We start from the raw sequence: 17,077 nt of genomic DNA on the forward strand, positions 1-17,077 counted from the left end.
CCAAGCGGGGGGAGCCAAACGCTTAGAATAAGCTGCCCTGGGGAGGCGGTTCCTCGGGCGGACGTTTCGCTGGCGGGCTTTCGGCGGAGACGGGCTCCTCGGTGGCAGGATCGTCGTCGCCGACCTTTGCGTTGTTCATCCTGCTGTTGACGATCCATTCTCGAAGCTCGGGTGGAGGCTGGTCGAGGAGCTCCTTCCCGCCGGTGCCGTCGAGCCAGGCGTCGAAATCCCTGGGGTGCAGCATTGCGGGCATCCGATGATGGATGGCTGACATCCACTTATCGGCGTCCCGGGTAATAATTGTGCAGGAGACGATCTCCTCCCCGGTCTCCGGATCGGTCCATCGATCCCACAGCCCTGCGAACGCCAGCAATCCGCCATCCGCAGCGCTGATCCGGTGCGGGACCTTTTCGCCCTTCGTGCCCGTCCACTCATAGAACGCGCTTGCCGGGATGATGCAGCGCCGCTTGACGAAGGCCGAGCGAAACATCGCGCTGTCGCTCATTCGGTCGGAGCGAGCGTTATGGGTCGATCCGACTTCCGAAGAAATCTTCTTCCACCACCCCGGGATCAGCCCCCAGCGCGCCCTTCGAAGCTCTCGCCCGGCCTCGGTCTTCACGATAATGTCGACGTCGGTGGTCGGCGGGATGTTGTAGCGGGCGCGCAGGTTCGGCCGATCCGCAGGCACGGTCAGAGGTTGGCTGAAGGCGACAATCTCTTCCCAGGTGTAGGCTTGGCTGAATCGTCCGCACATCGGGTGCCGCCTCTATTGAATGGGAGAAATCTTGGCCTGCTCCTCGTTGGCCTTCGCGAGGAAGGCTTCGAGCTTCGCGAGCAGCCCTGGCGTGAAGACCAAGTTCATCACCTGACCGCCTGCCATCTCCAGGCTGACCATCGTTTCTCCCTGAGGATCGGTCGTTATCGCCACCTGCCTCACGTCAACGACGTCGAGATCGATTTCAGGCAGCTCGGCAGGCTTCTTCGCCATCAATCCCGGTCCGTGGTCGGTTGCCATAATTCATCCGGTACGCGCTCCCCGGTCACTTGTTCCTCGGCTATGCGGTCGGCTTGAAGCTCGGCTTCGATACTCGCAACCTCGAGGAAATACGCGAGAGTACCGAAGCCGCGTGCATGTCCGCCTTCAACATAACGATGCGCTCGAGCAAATCATCAGCGCGACGGAGCGGGACGCTCTGAACAGAGCTCCGAACGGCATCCGTCATGGTGCCTCGTGATCCCTCACCTGTAGCTGAGCTTTTCCGATGACGCGACAAGCCGCATAGTGCCGATATGAAGGCCTTTGTCCTCACACGATATGGCGGACCTGAGACAGCACAGCTCTGCGATGTCCCCAAACCCGTTCCGGGGGTTGGCGACGTGCTCGTGCGCGTATGTTCGGCAGGTCTCAACCCCGTCGACTTCAAGACCCGCGAAGGCAAGCTGCGCGTCATCCAGGGCTACCCGCTACCGGTCGTGCTCGGGAATGAGTTTGCGGGCATCGTCGAGGCATGCGGCGAGGCCGTCTCCCGCTTCGCTCCGGGCGATCAGGTTTTTGCGCGTGTTCCGAAGGACCGGATGGGGGCCTTTGCCGAATACGCTTGCGTGCCCGAACAGGTCGTTGCGGCCATGCCCGAAACCCTTGATTTCGATTCAGCGGCGGCCATTCCGTTGGCCGGGCTCACGGCTTTGCAGGCGCTGCGTGATGAGCTGCATCTGCGGCCGGGAAACCAGGTCTTCATCTCCGGAGGCGCCGGCGGGGTCGGCACTCTCGCGATCCAGATCGCCAAATGGCTCGACGCTCAGGTCGTCACGACCGCATCGCCACGTGGCCGCGCCCTAGTCGAAGAGCTCGGCGCAGACACCGTCATCGATTATACGACCGAGCTGGCCACAGATCGTGTTCGAAATGTCGATGGCGTCTTCGATCTCGTGGGCGGCGAGGCGCTAGAGCAGTCGTTTGCAATGGTGAAGCCGGGTGGCACGGTGGTTTCGATCACCGCCACGCCGGAACCCGAGACCGCTCGCAAGGACCTCCGGCGCGGCGTGATGCTGGCGGGGCTATTCTGGTTCGCCAGTCTTTCGCTGCGGATGAGAGCGCGAAAGCACGGCGCGCGCTACCGCTTCCTGTTCATGCATCCCAGCGGAACCGAGCTTTCCGAGTTGGCCGCTCTCGTCGATGCCGGACGGCTTCGTCCAATCGTTGACCGAGTGTTCCCATTCGCGGAAATCGAGCAGGCGTTTGCTTATCTCGAAACCGGGCGGGCGAAGGGCAAGGTCATCGTGCAGATGCACAAGCCGACAGTCGGCTAGCAACCGCGTGGCGAACTGTACCGTCCGCTCACGACCCGTTGCGGAAACGTGCCATCTGATACAAGGCGCTATGTTCGAGACGATTATGCGGTGGGCGAAGAGCCTGAAACGGGACGTGGTGGCGTTGTGGATTGCCGCGCGCGATCCCCGCACCCCTTGGCTCGCCAAAGGCATCGCGGCCTTCGTCGCGGCTTATGCACTAAGTCCGATTGATCTGATCCCGGACTTCATCCCCGTCCTGGGATATCTGGATGACCTGCTCATTGTCCCGCTGGGCATCGCAGTGGCCCTCCGTCTCATTCCCCCAGCGCTCATGATTGAATTCAGACGAGAGGCAGGTATTCGAAGCACCCGGCCTCGCAGCGTAGTGGCTGCTGGATTTATCATCGGCGTGTGGTTGGGTACGGCTTCGGCGGTCGGCTATTGGGTCTGGCTCCACGTCCGCTAACGTCCCGTTGCGGAACCTGCGCCAGGGCCTCACACTTGAGTGCCGATTAAGCCGCCGCACCAACGGGCCAACACCATGATCGTTCATCAGAACGCCAATGCCCGGACGAATTCTCCTCCGTGAAGCAAACGCGCATCTGCCCTGTCGCGCCGGGCTAGGATCCGATGCGGTAACGGATTTCCCATTCCCGCAACCATGTCTCCATCGCGCGGAGCTTCATCTGGAACCCGGCCGGGGGAACTTCGATCTCAACCTGGTGAGGCGAATGTTCGGCCACGCCAATCATCTCCACATGCCGCGCATTTTGGCTCGTACGTCGACCTTGGGGCCGGCGCTCGGCATCCGGCCGGTTTCCGTCCCTGAGGCGATCGGCCAGCCGATCCGCTCGAAATGACCGAGCAAGCCATTCGGGATGAACCTCGTGCGGTTGGCGTAAACGTGGCGGTCACCGGTTCCGGATTGGCCGGACGTGAAAAAGCGTTGCGGCACGATCAGGTGAAGGTCGTCCTTCGCCCGCGTCATCGCGACATAGAGCAGGCGCCGTTCCTCCTCGATCTCGTCCCTCGATCCAGTCCCCAGGTCAATGGGAAGGCAGCCGTCGACGGTGTTCATGACGAAGACCGACTTCCATTCCTGGCCTTTGGCGGAATGGATTGTCGACAGGATCAGGTAGTCTTCGTCGAGATGCGGTACCCCGGCCTGGTCGCTTGTCGCATCGGGGGGATCGAGCGTGAGCTCGGTCAGGAAGCGCTCCCGGGAAGGATAGCCGCTGGCAATCTGCTCGAGCTGCACCAGGTCGGCCTGTCGCGTGGATGCGTCCTCGTGGATTCGTTCGAGATGCGGCTCGTACCAGCGCCGGGCGCGCTCAATCTCACCGGGCCAGCCGGCGCGGCCCGATCGGATCTCGGCGACCGCGATGAGGAACCTGGGCCAGTCTTCGCCTGCGCGCTGAGGAGCAGGAGCGTTATCCAGCGCTTCGATCGGGGAGGCCGCCTGTGCGATGTGATCGAGGACGCGCTGCGCCGACGTCGGCCCCACTCCCGGGAGAAGTTGCAGCACTCGGAAGCCGGCGACCTTGTCCCGCGGGTTCTCCACGAACCGGAGTATCGCCAGAAGGTCCTTGATATGGGCACTGTCGAGGAACTTCAGCCCGCCGAACTTCACGAACGGAATGTTGCGACGAGTCAGTTCGATCTCGAGGGGGCCGCTGTGATGCGACGCCCGAAACAGGATCGCCTGTTGCTTCAGGGTCGAGCCGCCTTCGCGGTTCTCGAGGACCTTATCGGCGATGAAACGGGCCTGATCAGCCTCGTCGCGAACATGAACGAGCTGGGGAGGAGATCCGTTGGCGCGGTCCGTCCAGAGGTTCTTGGTGAAACGCTCCGTGGCCAGATCGATCACTGCGTTGGCGGCCGAGAGGATGGCTTCGGTCGAGCGGTAGTTCTGGTCGAGGGTGACGACCTCAGCAGGGGGGGAGAACGCGGCGGGGAAGTCGAGGATGTTGCGTACCGTCGCGGCGCGGAACGAATAGATCGACTGGGCATCGTCCCCGACGACAGTCAGCCCCCGGCCATCGGGCTTGAGCGCGAGCAGGATCGAGGACTGGAGGCGGTTGGTGTCCTGGTACTCGTCGACCATCACATGGTCGAAGCGCGAGCCGACATCCACAGCGATGTCCGAGTCGGTCATCGCCTGCGCCCAGTAGAGCAGGAGGTCGTCGTAATCGAGGACGTTCTGCTGCTGCTTGGCCTCGACATAGGCGGCGAACAGGTCCTTGAGTTCGGCTGCCCAGGCAACGCACCACGGATATGACCGACCGAGCACGTCCTCGATCGGCAATTCCGAATTTACGCACCGCGAATAGATCGCAAGGCAGGTCCCCTTCGTCGGGAAGCGCGCTTCCGTCTTCGAGAAACCGAGCTCGTGCCGGACGAGGTTCATCTGATCGGCGGAATCCTCGCGATCGTGGATGGTGAAGGCCGGGTCGAGGCCGAGCTGATCGGCGCAGTCGCGGAGGAGCCGGGCGCCGATGCCGTGAAAGGTACCCGCCCAGGTGAGGGCGTCGCTCAGCACCCCGGCACCGTCGCCGAGAACCTTCCGCGCGATGCGCTCGACGCGCTTTGACATCTCCGATGCCGCGCGGCGCGAGAAGGTCATCAGCAGAATACGCCGTGGGTCGGCGCCGCTGACCAGCAGGTGCGCGACCCGATGCGCCAACGTGTTGGTCTTGCCCGATCCGGCGCCCGCAATGACCAGGAGCGGGGAGGCCGCTATTGCGCCCACGCCATGAACTACGGCGCGCCGCTGCGCCGGATTGAGCGTGTCGAGATAGCTGATCGGGGCGACGGCGTTCATGAGGATCTGATGGATAATGATTCGTCCGAGCGTACCATGTCGAATGATAAGCGCGCGTCAGGATCGGCTGCGCTTGGTATCGCGGGTAGCTCCGCGCCCCCGATACAAGATTCCCCAATGGGCTCCCCGGCCGCGGTCTCAATGATCGAAATCGAGGCCACCCATGATGTCTTTGAAGCGCGCGGCCTGGTCCGGATCGGAGAACCAGAACACCCGATATCGCTTGCCGTCGTAGGCGACCTCATGGCCACGAGGAGCAAGCGACGAGAGCGGTCCGGTCGCCGGTACGATGCCGAGCCCATGGCCCGGCGGGATCTCAACGGCGACGTGGTGAGGCCAGCGACGGTCGACTTCAGCAGGCGATAGCTCACCCTTGCGTCTCATGTTTCGCCGACGACGCGAGGACGGCGCCGCCCCTCGGAAAAGCGACCGCGCAAGAACCCGCGCGACGATGCTGCATCGGCGTCGGCTGCCATGACGGCCAAGTCCCGGAGGACCATCCGAATCGCCTCCCGGGAATCTCCGCTGGCTTCCTCCAGGACCGCATCGATCTCCTCATCGGCAACGGCAAAAGGGTCTGGTTCAGGCGGGCGCTGAGGCACGGCTGCTGTCATGGTTCTCACTCGGGATGCGAGAACATAAAGAGAACATATGGATTTACGAGTCAAGCCGGAAAGACCAACGCCAGAGGCCCGGTGACTTCGGGGCCGCTACCTGGCGCTGCCCCGGCATATGAAGAAAACGCCCCGCGGTTTGGTCGCTACGGATCCAAATTCTGGCGGAACAGAAATGGCGCCCAGCTCGTTCGAAATGCATTCAGTGGACCATTCCACGAGTTTCGAGGAGCTTAGACATGAAGAAGCTTTTGCTCGCGTTTCTCATCGCGGCAACGACCTCCTTTGGTGCGCTCGCTCAGACCGCGACGACTTCACCCGTACCATCGCCGAAGGGCGAAGCGGACAAGAATGCTCCGCTTCCAGGCGCGAATAGCTTCACCGAAGGACAGGCGAAGAGCCGTCTCGAGGCCAACGGCTATTCGCAGATTGGTCCGCTGACGAAGGACGCCAATGGCGTCTGGAAGGGCAGCGCCACGCATGGCGGCGCCAAAGTGAACGTCACCGTCGACTATCGCGGCAACATCACCCGCCAGTAATCGGAGACTCCCATGACTCAGACACTGACGCGTTCCTATGAAAACTACGAGACCGCCCGGTCGGTGGTCGAAGCCCTCGAAGCCGAGGGCGTCAGCGCCGCTGACATCAGCGTGGTCGGTCGGCACGCCAAGGCCGATGACAGCAATGCCGGTGAAGGCGCTGGAATCGGCGCGGCACTCGGCGGAGCAGCCGGTCTGCTCGCAGGTGTCGGACTGCTCGCCATTCCCGGGATCGGCCCGGTGGTGGCCGCAGGTTGGCTCGCGTCGACGGCAGCGGGCGCCGCGGCCGGCGGCGTCGCCGGCGGGATCGTCGGAGCGCTGACCAGCGCCGGCCACAGTGAAGAGGATGCCAACTACTACGCCGAAACGGTTCGGCGCGGCGGTACCGTTGTTTCGGTTCGCGTTGCCGATGAGCAGGTTCCGGCGGTCGAGGCCATCCTCGATAGAGCATCTCCCATCGACAGGGATGCCCGTCTCGCGGAATACCGTGCAGCAGGGTGGAACCGGTTCGACGAGACGGCCGAACCCTATCGCTCCACGGTGATCTGAACAAAGCCGTCCGGCTTTCGGAAGAGGGCGGACCAGCCCTCAGGAACGACCAAGCGCTGGGGGATTTTCCTGCCAAAATGGAGAGCGGCATGGGTTGGTTTTCTAAAGACATCGCCACGATGGACGACCTCTTCGTCCATACGCTTCAGGACATTTATTACGCCGAGAACCAGATCAAGAAGGCGCTTCCGGACATGGTCGAAAAGGCCACCAGCCCGGATCTCAAGCGAGGCTTCGAAACGCATCTGCGCGAGACCGAGGGCCAGATCACGCGCCTGAAGGAGGTTTTCCGCCTGCATGGCGTTGAGGAAAAGGGCGTCACCTGCCCTGCGATCGACGGCATCCTCGAAGAGGCCAATGACGTCGCCGGCGAAGTCGAAGACAAGCAGGTGCTCGACGCAGCGCTGATTGCCGCGGCCCAGGCGGTGGAGCATTACGAGATCACGCGTTACGGCACGTTGGTCGCCTGGGCGAAGCAGCTCGGTCGCAATGACTGCGCGTCGCTCCTAAAGCAGAACCTCGACGAGGAAGCCGCGACCGACGAGAAACTCACCAAGCTCGCGCTGGACGGTATCAATCGCAAGGCTGCTTGAGCGCGCGGCCCCGCCGGACATCCGGCGGGGTCTTTTTCTCTTCGGAGTGTACAGGAGTCCTAATGCTTTCATCCGAACCGTTTACTTCCGGCCGGGATCTCGCGCTGCGGATGAATGCAGCTTACCCGCACCGCGATTGGGTGGCGCTTCTGGCGGAGAGAGCCGGGAAGAGCCGGGACTTCGTGGAATGGCATCTTCAGGAAGATATGGCGCCGCCGGAAGCTTTGTCGCGAGCCGCCTCCGAACTCCTCGACGAGATTGCTGCAAGCAACCAATCCGAATTGGACTCCAGCCATGACTTTCAAAAATCATGAGGAATATGAGGCTGCCGTACAGCGCGCCGCCGCGCTGAGCGACGCGCCCGCAGGTTCACCGCAGGCAGCAGAGTTTCTACGGCTTACGGACAAGATCCGGCACTGGAATGAGGCGCACAAGGGCGAAAAGAGCCATGGTCCTGAACCGTCCGACAGCTTGCTCAAGCCGGACGATCTTCCTTTCTCGGGCCTGCCCGGCAATCTCGGGAAGCTCAACAAAGATTGACCCGCCTGCCATCACAGGATCGGATGACCGCCAGTTACCGCGATGGTGGCGCCCGAGACGTAGCTCGAGAGTGGATCGGCGAGCATCACATAGGCCGTCGCGAGCTCCGCCGGTTGTCCCGGCCGCTTCATTGGGACCTGCTTGCCGAACTGCGTGACGCTCTCGCCCGTCATCGTCGAGGGGATCAGCGGTGTCCAGATCGGCCCGGGGGCTACGGCATTGGCCCGGATCCCTTTCTCCGCCAGCAACTGCGCCAGCCCGCCGGTGAAGTTCTGGATGGCTCCCTTGGTCGTGGCATAGGCGAGCAGGGTCGGATTGGGCTTGTCGGCGTTCACCGAGGCTGTGTTGATGATGCAGGAACCAGGCTTCATGTGCGGGACGGCAGCCTTGGTCAGGTAGAACATCGCGTGGATGTTCACCGCGAAGGTCAGTTGCCATTCTTCGTCCGAAATGTCGCCGATATTCTTGAAACTGGCCTGATGGGCAGCGTTGTTGACGAGGATGTCGATGCCGCCGAATTCGGCCACGGCCCGGTCGACGATCTGGCGGCAACGGGCCGCTTCCTGGATGTCGCCGGATACCAGCACGGCTTTCCGTCCGGCCTTCTCGACCCAACCGCGGGTTTCCCCGGCATCCTCATCCTCGTTCAGATAGGAGATCAGGACGTCCGCGCCCTCCCGCGCGAAAGCGATGGCAACAGCCCGCCCGATGCCGCTGTCGCCACCGGTGATGATGGCGCGCTTGCCCTCGAGACGACCCGAGCCGACATAGCTGTCCTCGCCATGGTCCGGTCGGGGCGTCATGGCATCGGTGCGCCCCGGCATCGGTTGCTGCTGCTCAGGGAAGGGCGGTTCGAAGTGTGATGTCATCGTTTTTTCCTCGAAACGCGAGTCAGTGCTTGCTCTTGTGCTCGGGTTTTCCCTTGCGCTTGGTCGAAGCCATCTTCTCGAGTTCGCTCTCGCTCATCGACTTTTCCATCGACTTCGAGGCGCCCTTGAGCTCGCTTTCCTTGATGTCTCTGCGCTTTGCGGCGAGCGCGGCGCCCGCGGCCTTCTGTTGAGCGGCTGATTTTGCAGGCATGTCGTCCTCCTTCACTTGGATGAACGGGTGACGGCCTCGATCTTGTTGCCGTCGGGGTCGAAGACGAAGGCGCCATAGTAGTGAGCGTCGTAATTCGGGCGTACACCCGGGGCGCCAGCGTCGGTGCCACCGTTGGCGAGCGCGGAATGGTAAAAGGCGTTCACGATCTCTCGGCTACCCGCAGCAAAAGCGATGTGGGTCCCGTTGCCGCTGGAAGCCCTCTTGCCGTCAACGGGCGTCTCGATGCTGAAGAGAATGCTGCTCACGCCATAGTCGGCCGATCGATTGCTGCTGCTGAGAAGCCGGATCCCGAGTTCCGCAAGGACCGCGTCGTAGAACGTGCGCGCATTCGCGAGATCATTGGTGCCGACGGAAATATGGTCGATCATTGCGCCCGCTCCGTCCGCTGGGCGAGAACGTCTTGGTATTCAGGATGCCGCCTCGCCCAGTCCGCGATGAATGAGCAGGCGGGAACGATACGCTCTCTGCGGCCGCGTGCGCGCTCGAACAGGGCTTCAGCAAGCTGCGAGCCGAGACCTCGACCGCGCAAACTCGACGGCACCTCGGTGTGCGAAACAATAAGGTAGCCATCAAGGCGCCGATACGTTGCGAAGGCCTCCCCGCCCGGAACCGCCATCACGAACCTGTTGTGTTCAGGGTCGTCTCGGATGCTTGGCGGTTTCGTCGGCATGGGGCGCTCCTGAAAGAGGCGGTGTCCGGGTTGAACCCCGGCAGCCGATCGGAGTTCCCTCTCGCAGCGATGCTTCTCGAAGCCCTGCGGGACTGGGAACGGTGAATGAAACACTCGATCTGGACCCGATTCAGATTTGCCTGGGTGACCGGCGGCTTCTTCCTGATCAGCCTGGTCGGCCACTGGGTCTTCGGCTGGTTCGCCCTCTGCCAACGACCTAGCGAGCCATGGTCAGGCCGCCAGCTTCGAGGGGCTCGATACCATCCTGCGCAAGGTCGATCGCGACGACGGCGACCGCCTCATCGAGGAGATCGACCGCGACTACGCAGGCCGCCACACGGATCACCGCTATGTCAGAGAACGCCAGTCATAAGGTATTCGACGGTTCGGCGCTTCCCGGGCTCCATGTCCTGGCGGAGCGCTTGATCGCGACGGCATGCAGCCTGCGGATCCGGCTTGTGACCGTCGAATCCTGCACGGCCGGCGCGATGGCGCATGCGCTGTCCCGTCCGTTCGGCGCAGCCCTGGCTCTTGCCGGGGGGTTTGTCACCTATACGAAGGCAGCCAAGGAGAAGCTGGTCGGCGTACCTAGGCCGCTTCTCGCGGAATGCACCGCCGTGCATGCGGAGGTGGCGAAGGCAATGACTCTCGGCGCCCTCGAACGTAGTGGAGCGGACTGCGCGATTGCCATCACCGGCGTGACCGGCGCAGAACCCGATGAGGACGGAAACCCGATCGGGCGGGTTTTCGTCGGTTTCGCTCGGGCCGGTGAAACACGCACATTGCACTGCGAGTTCGGTCCGCTCGCTCCAGACGCGCTTGCTCACCTGGCAATCCAAGCGGCTATCGCCTTTGGCCTGTCGCAACTCGGCGATGAAGCGGCCCATACTGCTCTGAATAAGGCCCTTGCCTGTTAAACCGGCTACGTAACCCGAGCAGATACCTGTCAAAACTTATGCCATCTGGAAGGTCGCCAATGTCCGGGGTTCCGATGATCAAGCGGCGGTATTCTCGGCCGACTGTCGATAGCGCTCGACTGCGCGCCTCTTCAGATCATCTTCGTCTTCTGCAATGGCGACCAGAGAGGCCACGATATAGGCTAATCTGGTCCGCTCCTTCTCATCTCGCGCATCGGGAATGGTCGATCTGATTTCATCCCACGCGGCATCCAAAGCAGCCTGCGCTCGAGCGAGATCGACCGGATCATTCAACGATGAGAATGGCATGGTTCCTTCCCCGTAGCTGGGTGATAGGATTTCTGAGAAATTAGCGCGCCGCGGCGCTCTGCCAAGATGCCAAAGTTAAAAATTTGAGACGGACTTAGCCCGACCGATCTTCGGAAGCGCCGCGGCATCGTGTTTCCTGAGCGCGTCCCACGGATCTCGCCTCGCGCCGGGTGACACGCAATTCCTCAAGGGTGTGCTGCCACTATCCGCAGAGGAGGGCGCCCGGCAGGGTCGGCCGTCGCGCGGGCCAGCCCTGACCAGTTCCTCATGTGTGGGATCCTTCGGCGCGAGGATCTGGAGACCCGCTGTGGGCGGTCAAAATACCGGATGTGATCGGTGCATCTCTCCAAAACTGTACCCAAATCCGACAATTGGGTACAGTTTTGGTTGAATTGCCTCTCGATCGCCAAGGAGAGCGAAGGCTTAGGCGCCTTCACACTGACATCGTCGGCCTAGCTGTTCAGTCGATCCATCTGGAGAGCGAGCGAAAGCGACAGCCCTTCGGGGTCCCATTTCCGCTCGATTGTCGCGCCGAGTCCACTCAGCGTCGCCTTTTCGAGCTTGCTGCCGAAGCCCGCCTGCGCGGGAGTTCCCGCAATCGTTGGGCCGCCGCGCTCCGTCCAGTGGAGTTTCACCGTCTCGCCTTCGCGCACGAGCTTGACGTTGAGCCGACCTTGCGGAGAGGAGAGCGCGCCATACTTCGCCGCGTTTGTCGCAAGCTCGTGCAACACCAAGGCAAGGGCCGTCAAAGCAGACCCTCCAACGGAAACCTCTGGCCCAGAAATCTCCAGCGCCTCTCGATGCTCCGCTTCGTAAGGCGATAAAAGTGCACGCACCAGGCTGAGGAGGTCGGTGGAGGCGCGATCGCCTTCGGCGTCGGCCGAGATCGTGAGATCATGAGCGCGAGCCAACGCAGTAAGCCGTTCGCGAAGTTTCTTGGTCAACTCGTCCACGTTAGTGGCCGATCGCGCGCTCAGCGAAATCAGCCCGCCGGTCAGGGCAAAGAGATTCTTGATCCGGTGGTTCATCTCGCGCATCAGGAGGGCTTGCTGCTCCTGCGCCTGGATACGCTCGCTGATATCGCGCGCGATTTTCGACGCGCCGACGATCACGCCATCCTCGCTGCGGATCGGTGAAACGGTCAGCGCCACATGAATGAGCGATCCGTCCTTGCGCCGCCGCAGGGTTTCGAAATGGTCGGTCCGGCGTCCTTCGCGAACCCCGCCGATAATCATATCCTCTTCGTGCAGTCGCTCATCAGGGATCAGCATCRTTATCGGCTGCCCGATCGCTTCCTCCGCGGTGTAGCCGAACAGGCGCTCGGCGCTGGCATTCCAACTCGTGATCGTGCCGTCGAGGGACTTGCTCACGATTGCATCGTCGGAATGGGCTACGATAGCCGCGAGCTTCGCGTTGGCTTCCTGCGCGACCCTCCGGGCCTCGGATTCCCGACGCGCCTCAGCAAGAAGCGCGGCGTTGTCGATGGCAATGGCAGCGTGAGCGGCGATCGCCTTGACGATCTCCTCCGCCTCTTCGTCGAATTGCCCAGGCTCATCGTGAGCAATGAAAATGCCGCCATGAACGCTGCCCGTTCGCGAGATGACCGGAACCGCGAGGTAGCTCACGACGGGCAAGTGGCCGGGAGGCATGCCAAAATGCGGAGCGCTCAATCCGTATCGGGGGTCCTGGCGAATATCGTCCGAGCGAACGACGCCGGTGCCATCAAACGTTGGCGCAAACACCGCTGTTTTACGCGGCATCTCGAAATCGGCGAAGGCCGATCTCGGTACCCCCGACAACGTGTAGAGGCTGTAGATTTCGCCCTTTTCGTCGACTTGATTGTAGAAGAAGGCGCCGAACTTTCCTCCGGACCACTTGGTCGCTGCATCCGTGACGAGGCCGACCAGTTCCGCGAGGTCGAATTCCCCGGCGACAGCGCGGGCAATGCGACTGAACATCCGCATGCGCTCGATCTCGGTGGAACGCGCATCCGCGCCTCGCACTTGCTCCCTGTTCAAGCGTCTTCCCCCGCGCAATCAATCCGAGCGCACCTGAAGATGCCATGTCAAATCGAGCGGCAACACATCATTTGCCAAGTCGTCCTGTCAATGCAGCGCTTACAGTCTGGAGGAAGCCCACTGGGGTGAATCACCCATCCGATCGGGATAATGACGTCCACCCGTCAATTCTCCCCGTTGGCGGAACTGATGCGATCCAGTCCCATTTCAACGAATTGGGGCTCGGTTCTAGCGTTCGCCGTCGCAACGGCTGTGGTCCAATCGTCGAGGCCGGAATGATCCATGCGAGCCCCCACGTGAGACCGACTATCCTGATCGTTGAAGACGAGCCGCTTCTGCTGATGGATGCGATCGACATGGTGGAGGAGGCGGGGTTCGAAGCCGTGGAGGCATTCAATGCCGACCGGGCAATAGAGATTCTGGCGTCGCGGTCCGACATCCGTATCGTGCTCACCGATATCGAGATGCCGGGCTCTATGGATGGTGTGAAGCTCGCCCAATATGTTCGCGACCGTTGGCCTCCGATCGAGATCATCATAGTCTCTGGTCATCGCACCGTGGCCGCCGAGGACATGCCGGATCGCGGCCTGTTCTTTTCCAAGCCCTATAATCGCCACGCCCTCGCTTCGGCCATGAGAAGATTGGCGTCATAGCAGCGACCGTCGGCCATCGATCGGACCATCGAACCGTAGGCCACCATCTGTTTCGAGCTGCGGCAGGCCTCGTTCCTCAACCTGGCGTGAAGTATATCTCGCTCGCACTGGAAGCGTCCCGGACCAGTCGCGGGGAAGGTCCCGCGTGGTTCGACGGTGAAGCGCTTTCCGGGCCAAGGTTGGGCGTGGAGGTACATGATTCGTGATTCATCCAGCGGCGCTCGCCTGCGAATCACCGTGGTTTCGAGCCCAGGGAAGAGTCCTCATCCTGCCGCAGCGATCGGCGCTGACCCTCTGAAAAGTGACCGCGCAAGAACCCGCGCGACGAAGCAGCATCGGCGTCGTCCGCTATGACGACGAGATTGCGCAGCACCATCCGGATCGCCTGCCGGGAATCTCTCCTGGCTTCCTCCAGAACCGCATCCACCTCCTCATCGAAACGGCACAAAGGTCCGGTTCAAGCGTGAAGCACTGCTCGCTCGGCGCGTTTCTCGAGCGCGCTCTAACGAGCTCGCCGCTCGCCGGGCCGTGCGCAATTGCTCGAGCGTAGGTTGCCACCATCCTCGGAGGAGGGCGCTCACCGCGGTGGAATGTCGTGCAGGCCAGGTTTTCACAAGTTCGTGGTGCGTCGGGCGACGCCACAATGCCCAGACCAGATCGTCGGGTTGTCCGGAACTCCAAGGGTAATGCCGGGCGGCGGTCTCCGCGGGAACGACCTCGCCGGTAACCTCAAGGACGACGAGCGGTCCTTGATGGGACATGACCACTCTGTCGAGCGGCGGCTGCTCGCTCGCCGGGACAGGATAGCGCCGGCGGCGCCGCTCAGTCATCGCTGCTTTGGCGTCTTCGTACTCGGGCGAGGATTTCGCCGCTTCGCGCCGTTGCCTTCGAGCCTCTGGCTCGCTGCGTTCGGCGGCGGCCTCGATCGCCGGCCATCTCCTGCGAAGTTCATCGATCGAGCGGAATGGTACGTGCCAAGCCTTGTCTTCTCCGTTCCACCACGCCCACGGAACCGCGCGCAATTCCTCGACGACGGTTCGTGAATAAGGGGTGCGCACGACGATCTCGTCGGCGGCTTCCAGATAAGGACTGACGATCGGCTCGACGAAAAGGAATCGCGGCCGCGCTCATCCACGAGGGTGAATGTACTCGGCAGCTCGCGATCGAGCCATCGCGCCACGCGAAGCATCGCGGTCGTGCCCGGTATCCGCCAAGCAGCCAGGTCGTCGTTCCAGCGCGCTCTCGGAAAAGCGTCCCGAAATCGTTCCACGGCAGCGGCGTCGAACGGGAAGGAAACGATGGCACCCGGCCCTTCTTCATCATCGCGAATTTCAATATCGTTGCGTTCGCGCCTGGCCATCGGCCTACGATCCCACAGTCGCGAGGGACGGCGCCTGTCCCGTCGCCGTTGAAGCGAGCAGCCGCAGTGGCGCTGCCTACTGCGTGAAGCGGACCGTCGTGCCGGGCCTGACAAGCTGGGCCAGTTCCTCGGCATCCCAATTCGTTAGCCGCACGCAGCCATGCGATGACGCCTTGCTGATCTTCGAAGGCTCCGGCGTACCATGAATGCCGAAGGTCGGCTTGGACAGTTCGATCCAGACCGTGCCGACCGGGTTGTTGGGACCCCTGGGGAGCACCAGTTTGCGCTTGTTCTTCCCCTGCTGGAAATTCTTGACCGGATCGTAGTGATAGGTCGGGTTCTTCACGACCCTCACCACCTGATACTCGCCCTCGGGCGATGGGGTATCCTCGCTGCCGATCGTGGCCGGGTATATCGCGATCACCTTCCCCGTCGCATCGAGCGCTCGAACCATGCCATTGGTCTTGTCGGCCTCGACGGTTCGGGCCTCGTCCGAAGGAGCGGTTCGACCGACCGAGACGACGTGCAGCGCTTCTTCACGCTTCCGATCATGCGTTCGCGGGTTGAGGACCCTGAGAAGGCCCTCGCTCATATGAAAGCGTTCGGCGAACATCTCCTGCGCGTTCCTGTAGCCGAGGCGCTTCATCCGGGCCTGGCGAGCGTAGTCGTGAGGGATGCGCCGGACGAACCGGGTTTTGATATCGTCCTTCGTCACGACGTAGTCCGAGACGATGTCCGAGCTGACGTCCCCTTTGAGCGCCTGCCAGGTCGCGGCGTCGATGATTTCGCCGGTTCCGAGATTTTTGCGGCGACGGAACTGGTCGATGGCCTTCCGATAGTTGTCGCCGTCCAGTCCGTCGATCTCCCCGGGAGAGACCCCCTGACGCGCCAGCAAGACCTGAGCCTTGACGATCGATGCGTTGGGGCGCGTCACTTTGCTTTTCGTGGTGGCCGGGGGACCCGCTCGGTTCCCCTCGTCGGAAGTGAGGGCTTGCGCAGCTACCGGTGCCAGCACGACGCATCCACCTAGCAAGGCTGCCCGGAAGAACTTCAGCAGCTCGATAACAGCTCGTGGCACTGAGATCACCGTCGTTGGCCCAATGTACCGCCAACGCGATCTTTCATCCCGGAGTTCCGCGTCCGTGTTGCCTAGGATGCCAGCTTCCCAAGGGCGCCGTGATCAACATGCAGCGGGGCATTCAGCGTCCATCTGCGTTAAATGGCGCTATACCGCTTTTCCAGCGCGTCGAACTCGGGCTTTCGGACCAACCGCTGCCTCTCGCGAAAGCTGGCGACCGGACCGGTCTCATCGAGTTCACCGCGCTCCTTGAGCTGCCCGAGAGCCGATTGCATGCCTTTGATCGCGGACTGCAAAGCTACGTTGGCATAGAGCACCAGCGCGAACCCCATCTGAGCGAGGCGCTCCTGGCTGACAACCGGAGTTTTTCCACCAACCACGATGTTGATCAGAAGCGGCGCGGCAATCAGTTGCGGCAAGCTTTCCATCTCTTGGATGCTTTCCGGAGCCTCGACGAAAATGATGTCCGCGCCGGATTGTTCATAGAGTTGGGCACGCTCCACCGCACGTTCGAATCCTTCAACCGCCCGCGCGTCGGTACGAGCCATGATGAGTGTCTCACGCGAACGGCGCGCGTCGACGGCAGCGCGGATTTTTCCCGCCATCTCCTCCGCCGGAATGACTTCCTTTCCGGAGAAATGGCCGCACTTCTTCGGAGAAACTTGGTCTTCCAGTTGAACGACGTCGGCTCCGGCCCGCTCCAGCGATTGAACCGTGTGCCTGACGTTCAAGGCGTTGCCGAACCCGGTGTCCGCATCAACGATCAGGGGGAGGTCGGTGGCCGACTTGATAGCCATCGTGTGCTGCACGAGCTCGGGCAGAGAAATGAACGCCAAATCCGGCAGGCCGAGAAACGTGTTCGTCAGCCCTGCACCGGAGAGATAGATCGCCTCATAGCCGAGATCCGCGATAACGAGAGCGGCAAGAGCATTCGCCGCCCCAGGCACGAGCAGACCTTCGCGCTTCATGAGCTGCTCGCGGAAGTTCGAGTGCGCGCTGACCATTTGCGTCTTTCCTACTCGT

At 62.2% G+C, this 17,077-nt stretch carries 22 protein-coding genes; 9 read left to right on the forward strand and 13 right to left on the reverse strand.

Annotation, left to right across the window (positions count from 1 at the left end):
• Positions 1–22: 22 nt before the first annotated feature.
• Positions 23–754, reverse strand: a complete 732-nt coding sequence (locus AC1DNE_RS04695; protein ID WP_476765280.1) for an SOS response-associated peptidase — start codon at positions 752–754, stop codon at positions 23–25.
• A gap of 12 nt (positions 755–766) precedes the next feature.
• On the reverse strand, positions 767–1,015 hold the full coding sequence (locus AC1DNE_RS04700) for a hypothetical protein (RefSeq protein WP_476765281.1): 249 nt from the start codon (positions 1,013–1,015) through the stop codon (positions 767–769).
• A gap of 368 nt (positions 1,016–1,383) precedes the next feature.
• On the opposite strand from AC1DNE_RS04700, the gene AC1DNE_RS04705 reads away from it, so the two are divergent.
• Positions 1,384–2,310 carry an NADP-dependent oxidoreductase gene (locus AC1DNE_RS04705; protein ID WP_476765282.1) on the forward strand — a complete coding sequence of 309 codons (927 nt, stop codon included), beginning with the start codon at positions 1,384–1,386 and terminating at the stop codon, positions 2,308–2,310.
• Between the two features lie 70 nt (positions 2,311–2,380).
• Positions 2,381–2,758 carry a YkvA family protein gene (locus tag AC1DNE_RS04710; RefSeq protein WP_476765283.1) on the forward strand — a complete coding sequence of 126 codons (378 nt, stop codon included), beginning with the start codon at positions 2,381–2,383 and terminating at the stop codon, positions 2,756–2,758.
• A gap of 282 nt (positions 2,759–3,040) precedes the next feature.
• Here AC1DNE_RS04710 and AC1DNE_RS04715 read toward each other — a convergent pair whose 3' ends face one another.
• Positions 3,041–5,113, reverse strand: a complete 2,073-nt coding sequence (locus AC1DNE_RS04715; RefSeq protein ID WP_476765284.1) for an ATP-dependent helicase — start codon at positions 5,111–5,113, stop codon at positions 3,041–3,043.
• A 138-nt stretch (positions 5,114–5,251) separates the two neighbouring features.
• On the reverse strand, positions 5,252–5,497 hold the full coding sequence (locus tag AC1DNE_RS04720) for a hypothetical protein (protein ID WP_476765285.1): 246 nt from the start codon (positions 5,495–5,497) through the stop codon (positions 5,252–5,254).
• 469 nt (positions 5,498–5,966) lie between these two features.
• Here AC1DNE_RS04720 and AC1DNE_RS04725 point away from each other — a divergent pair, with 469 nt between their 5' ends.
• From AC1DNE_RS04725 to AC1DNE_RS04745, 5 genes are all read left to right on the forward strand, one after another.
• A complete protein-coding gene (locus AC1DNE_RS04725; RefSeq protein ID WP_476765286.1) occupies positions 5,967–6,266 on the forward strand; it encodes a PepSY domain-containing protein in 300 nt (99 codons plus the stop codon).
• Between the two features lie 12 nt (positions 6,267–6,278).
• On the forward strand, positions 6,279–6,815 hold the full coding sequence (locus tag AC1DNE_RS04730) for a hypothetical protein (RefSeq protein WP_476765287.1): 537 nt from the start codon (positions 6,279–6,281) through the stop codon (positions 6,813–6,815).
• A gap of 89 nt (positions 6,816–6,904) precedes the next feature.
• The gene (locus AC1DNE_RS04735; RefSeq protein WP_113255015.1) at positions 6,905–7,408 is read left to right on the forward strand and encodes a YciE/YciF ferroxidase family protein; all 504 of its coding nucleotides are present in this window, start codon (positions 6,905–6,907) and stop codon (positions 7,406–7,408) included.
• A 62-nt stretch (positions 7,409–7,470) separates the two neighbouring features.
• Positions 7,471–7,722: a hypothetical protein gene (locus AC1DNE_RS04740; RefSeq protein WP_038358059.1), complete on the forward strand. Its 252-nt coding sequence runs from the start codon at positions 7,471–7,473 to the stop codon at positions 7,720–7,722.
• The gene (locus tag AC1DNE_RS04745) at positions 7,703–7,948 is read left to right on the forward strand and encodes a hypothetical protein (protein ID WP_476765288.1); all 246 of its coding nucleotides are present in this window, start codon (positions 7,703–7,705) and stop codon (positions 7,946–7,948) included. The genes AC1DNE_RS04740 and AC1DNE_RS04745 overlap by 20 nt, the downstream gene beginning before the upstream one ends.
• Before the next feature lie 11 nt (positions 7,949–7,959).
• On the opposite strand, the gene AC1DNE_RS04750 is transcribed toward AC1DNE_RS04745, so the two are convergent.
• Genes AC1DNE_RS04750 through AC1DNE_RS04765 form a run of 4 tightly spaced genes read right to left on the reverse strand, consistent with a single transcriptional unit; the run spans position 7,960 to position 9,719 of the window.
• Positions 7,960–8,817, reverse strand: coding sequence for an SDR family oxidoreductase (locus AC1DNE_RS04750; protein WP_476765289.1), 858 nt, complete (start codon positions 8,815–8,817; stop codon positions 7,960–7,962).
• Between the two features lie 22 nt (positions 8,818–8,839).
• Positions 8,840–9,028: a DUF3008 family protein gene (locus tag AC1DNE_RS04755; RefSeq protein ID WP_476765290.1), complete on the reverse strand. Its 189-nt coding sequence runs from the start codon at positions 9,026–9,028 to the stop codon at positions 8,840–8,842.
• 11 nt (positions 9,029–9,039) lie between these two features.
• The gene (locus AC1DNE_RS04760) at positions 9,040–9,417 is read right to left on the reverse strand and encodes a VOC family protein (RefSeq protein ID WP_476765291.1); all 378 of its coding nucleotides are present in this window, start codon (positions 9,415–9,417) and stop codon (positions 9,040–9,042) included.
• Positions 9,414–9,719 (reverse strand): GNAT family N-acetyltransferase, encoded by a 306-nt coding sequence (locus tag AC1DNE_RS04765; RefSeq protein WP_476765292.1) that lies wholly within the window; start codon positions 9,717–9,719, stop codon positions 9,414–9,416. The genes AC1DNE_RS04760 and AC1DNE_RS04765 overlap by 4 nt, the downstream gene beginning before the upstream one ends.
• Before the next feature lie 350 nt (positions 9,720–10,069).
• Here AC1DNE_RS04765 and AC1DNE_RS04770 point away from each other — a divergent pair, with 350 nt between their 5' ends.
• Complete coding sequence (locus AC1DNE_RS04770; RefSeq protein WP_476765293.1) at positions 10,070–10,636, forward strand: CinA family protein; 567 nt, start codon at positions 10,070–10,072, stop codon at positions 10,634–10,636.
• A gap of 78 nt (positions 10,637–10,714) precedes the next feature.
• Here the strand turns inward: AC1DNE_RS04770 and AC1DNE_RS04775 are convergent, their stop codons facing one another.
• On the reverse strand, positions 10,715–10,945 hold the full coding sequence (locus AC1DNE_RS04775) for a hypothetical protein (protein ID WP_441514340.1): 231 nt from the start codon (positions 10,943–10,945) through the stop codon (positions 10,715–10,717).
• Positions 10,946–11,397: 452 nt separating this feature from the next.
• Positions 11,398–12,963, reverse strand: a complete 1,566-nt coding sequence (locus tag AC1DNE_RS04780; RefSeq protein ID WP_476840928.1) for a PAS domain S-box protein — start codon at positions 12,961–12,963, stop codon at positions 11,398–11,400.
• Between the two features lie 275 nt (positions 12,964–13,238).
• Between AC1DNE_RS04780 and AC1DNE_RS04785 the strand changes: the two genes are divergently transcribed.
• The gene (locus AC1DNE_RS04785; protein ID WP_441470801.1) at positions 13,239–13,616 is read left to right on the forward strand and encodes a response regulator; all 378 of its coding nucleotides are present in this window, start codon (positions 13,239–13,241) and stop codon (positions 13,614–13,616) included.
• 232 nt (positions 13,617–13,848) lie between these two features.
• On the opposite strand, the gene AC1DNE_RS04790 is transcribed toward AC1DNE_RS04785, so the two are convergent.
• From AC1DNE_RS04790 to AC1DNE_RS04800, 3 genes are all read right to left on the reverse strand, one after another.
• Complete coding sequence (locus tag AC1DNE_RS04790) at positions 13,849–14,043, reverse strand: hypothetical protein (RefSeq protein WP_476812268.1); 195 nt, start codon at positions 14,041–14,043, stop codon at positions 13,849–13,851.
• Between the two features lie 1,009 nt (positions 14,044–15,052).
• The gene (locus tag AC1DNE_RS04795; RefSeq protein WP_476765295.1) at positions 15,053–15,910 is read right to left on the reverse strand and encodes a L,D-transpeptidase; all 858 of its coding nucleotides are present in this window, start codon (positions 15,908–15,910) and stop codon (positions 15,053–15,055) included.
• Between the two features lie 281 nt (positions 15,911–16,191).
• Entirely contained in the window at positions 16,192–17,058 is an 867-nt protein-coding gene (locus tag AC1DNE_RS04800; protein ID WP_476765296.1) for an isocitrate lyase/PEP mutase family protein, read from the reverse strand.
• Positions 17,059–17,077 lie beyond the last annotated feature (19 nt).

This window comes from Allobosea sp. 05L423, from assembly GCF_056397745.1.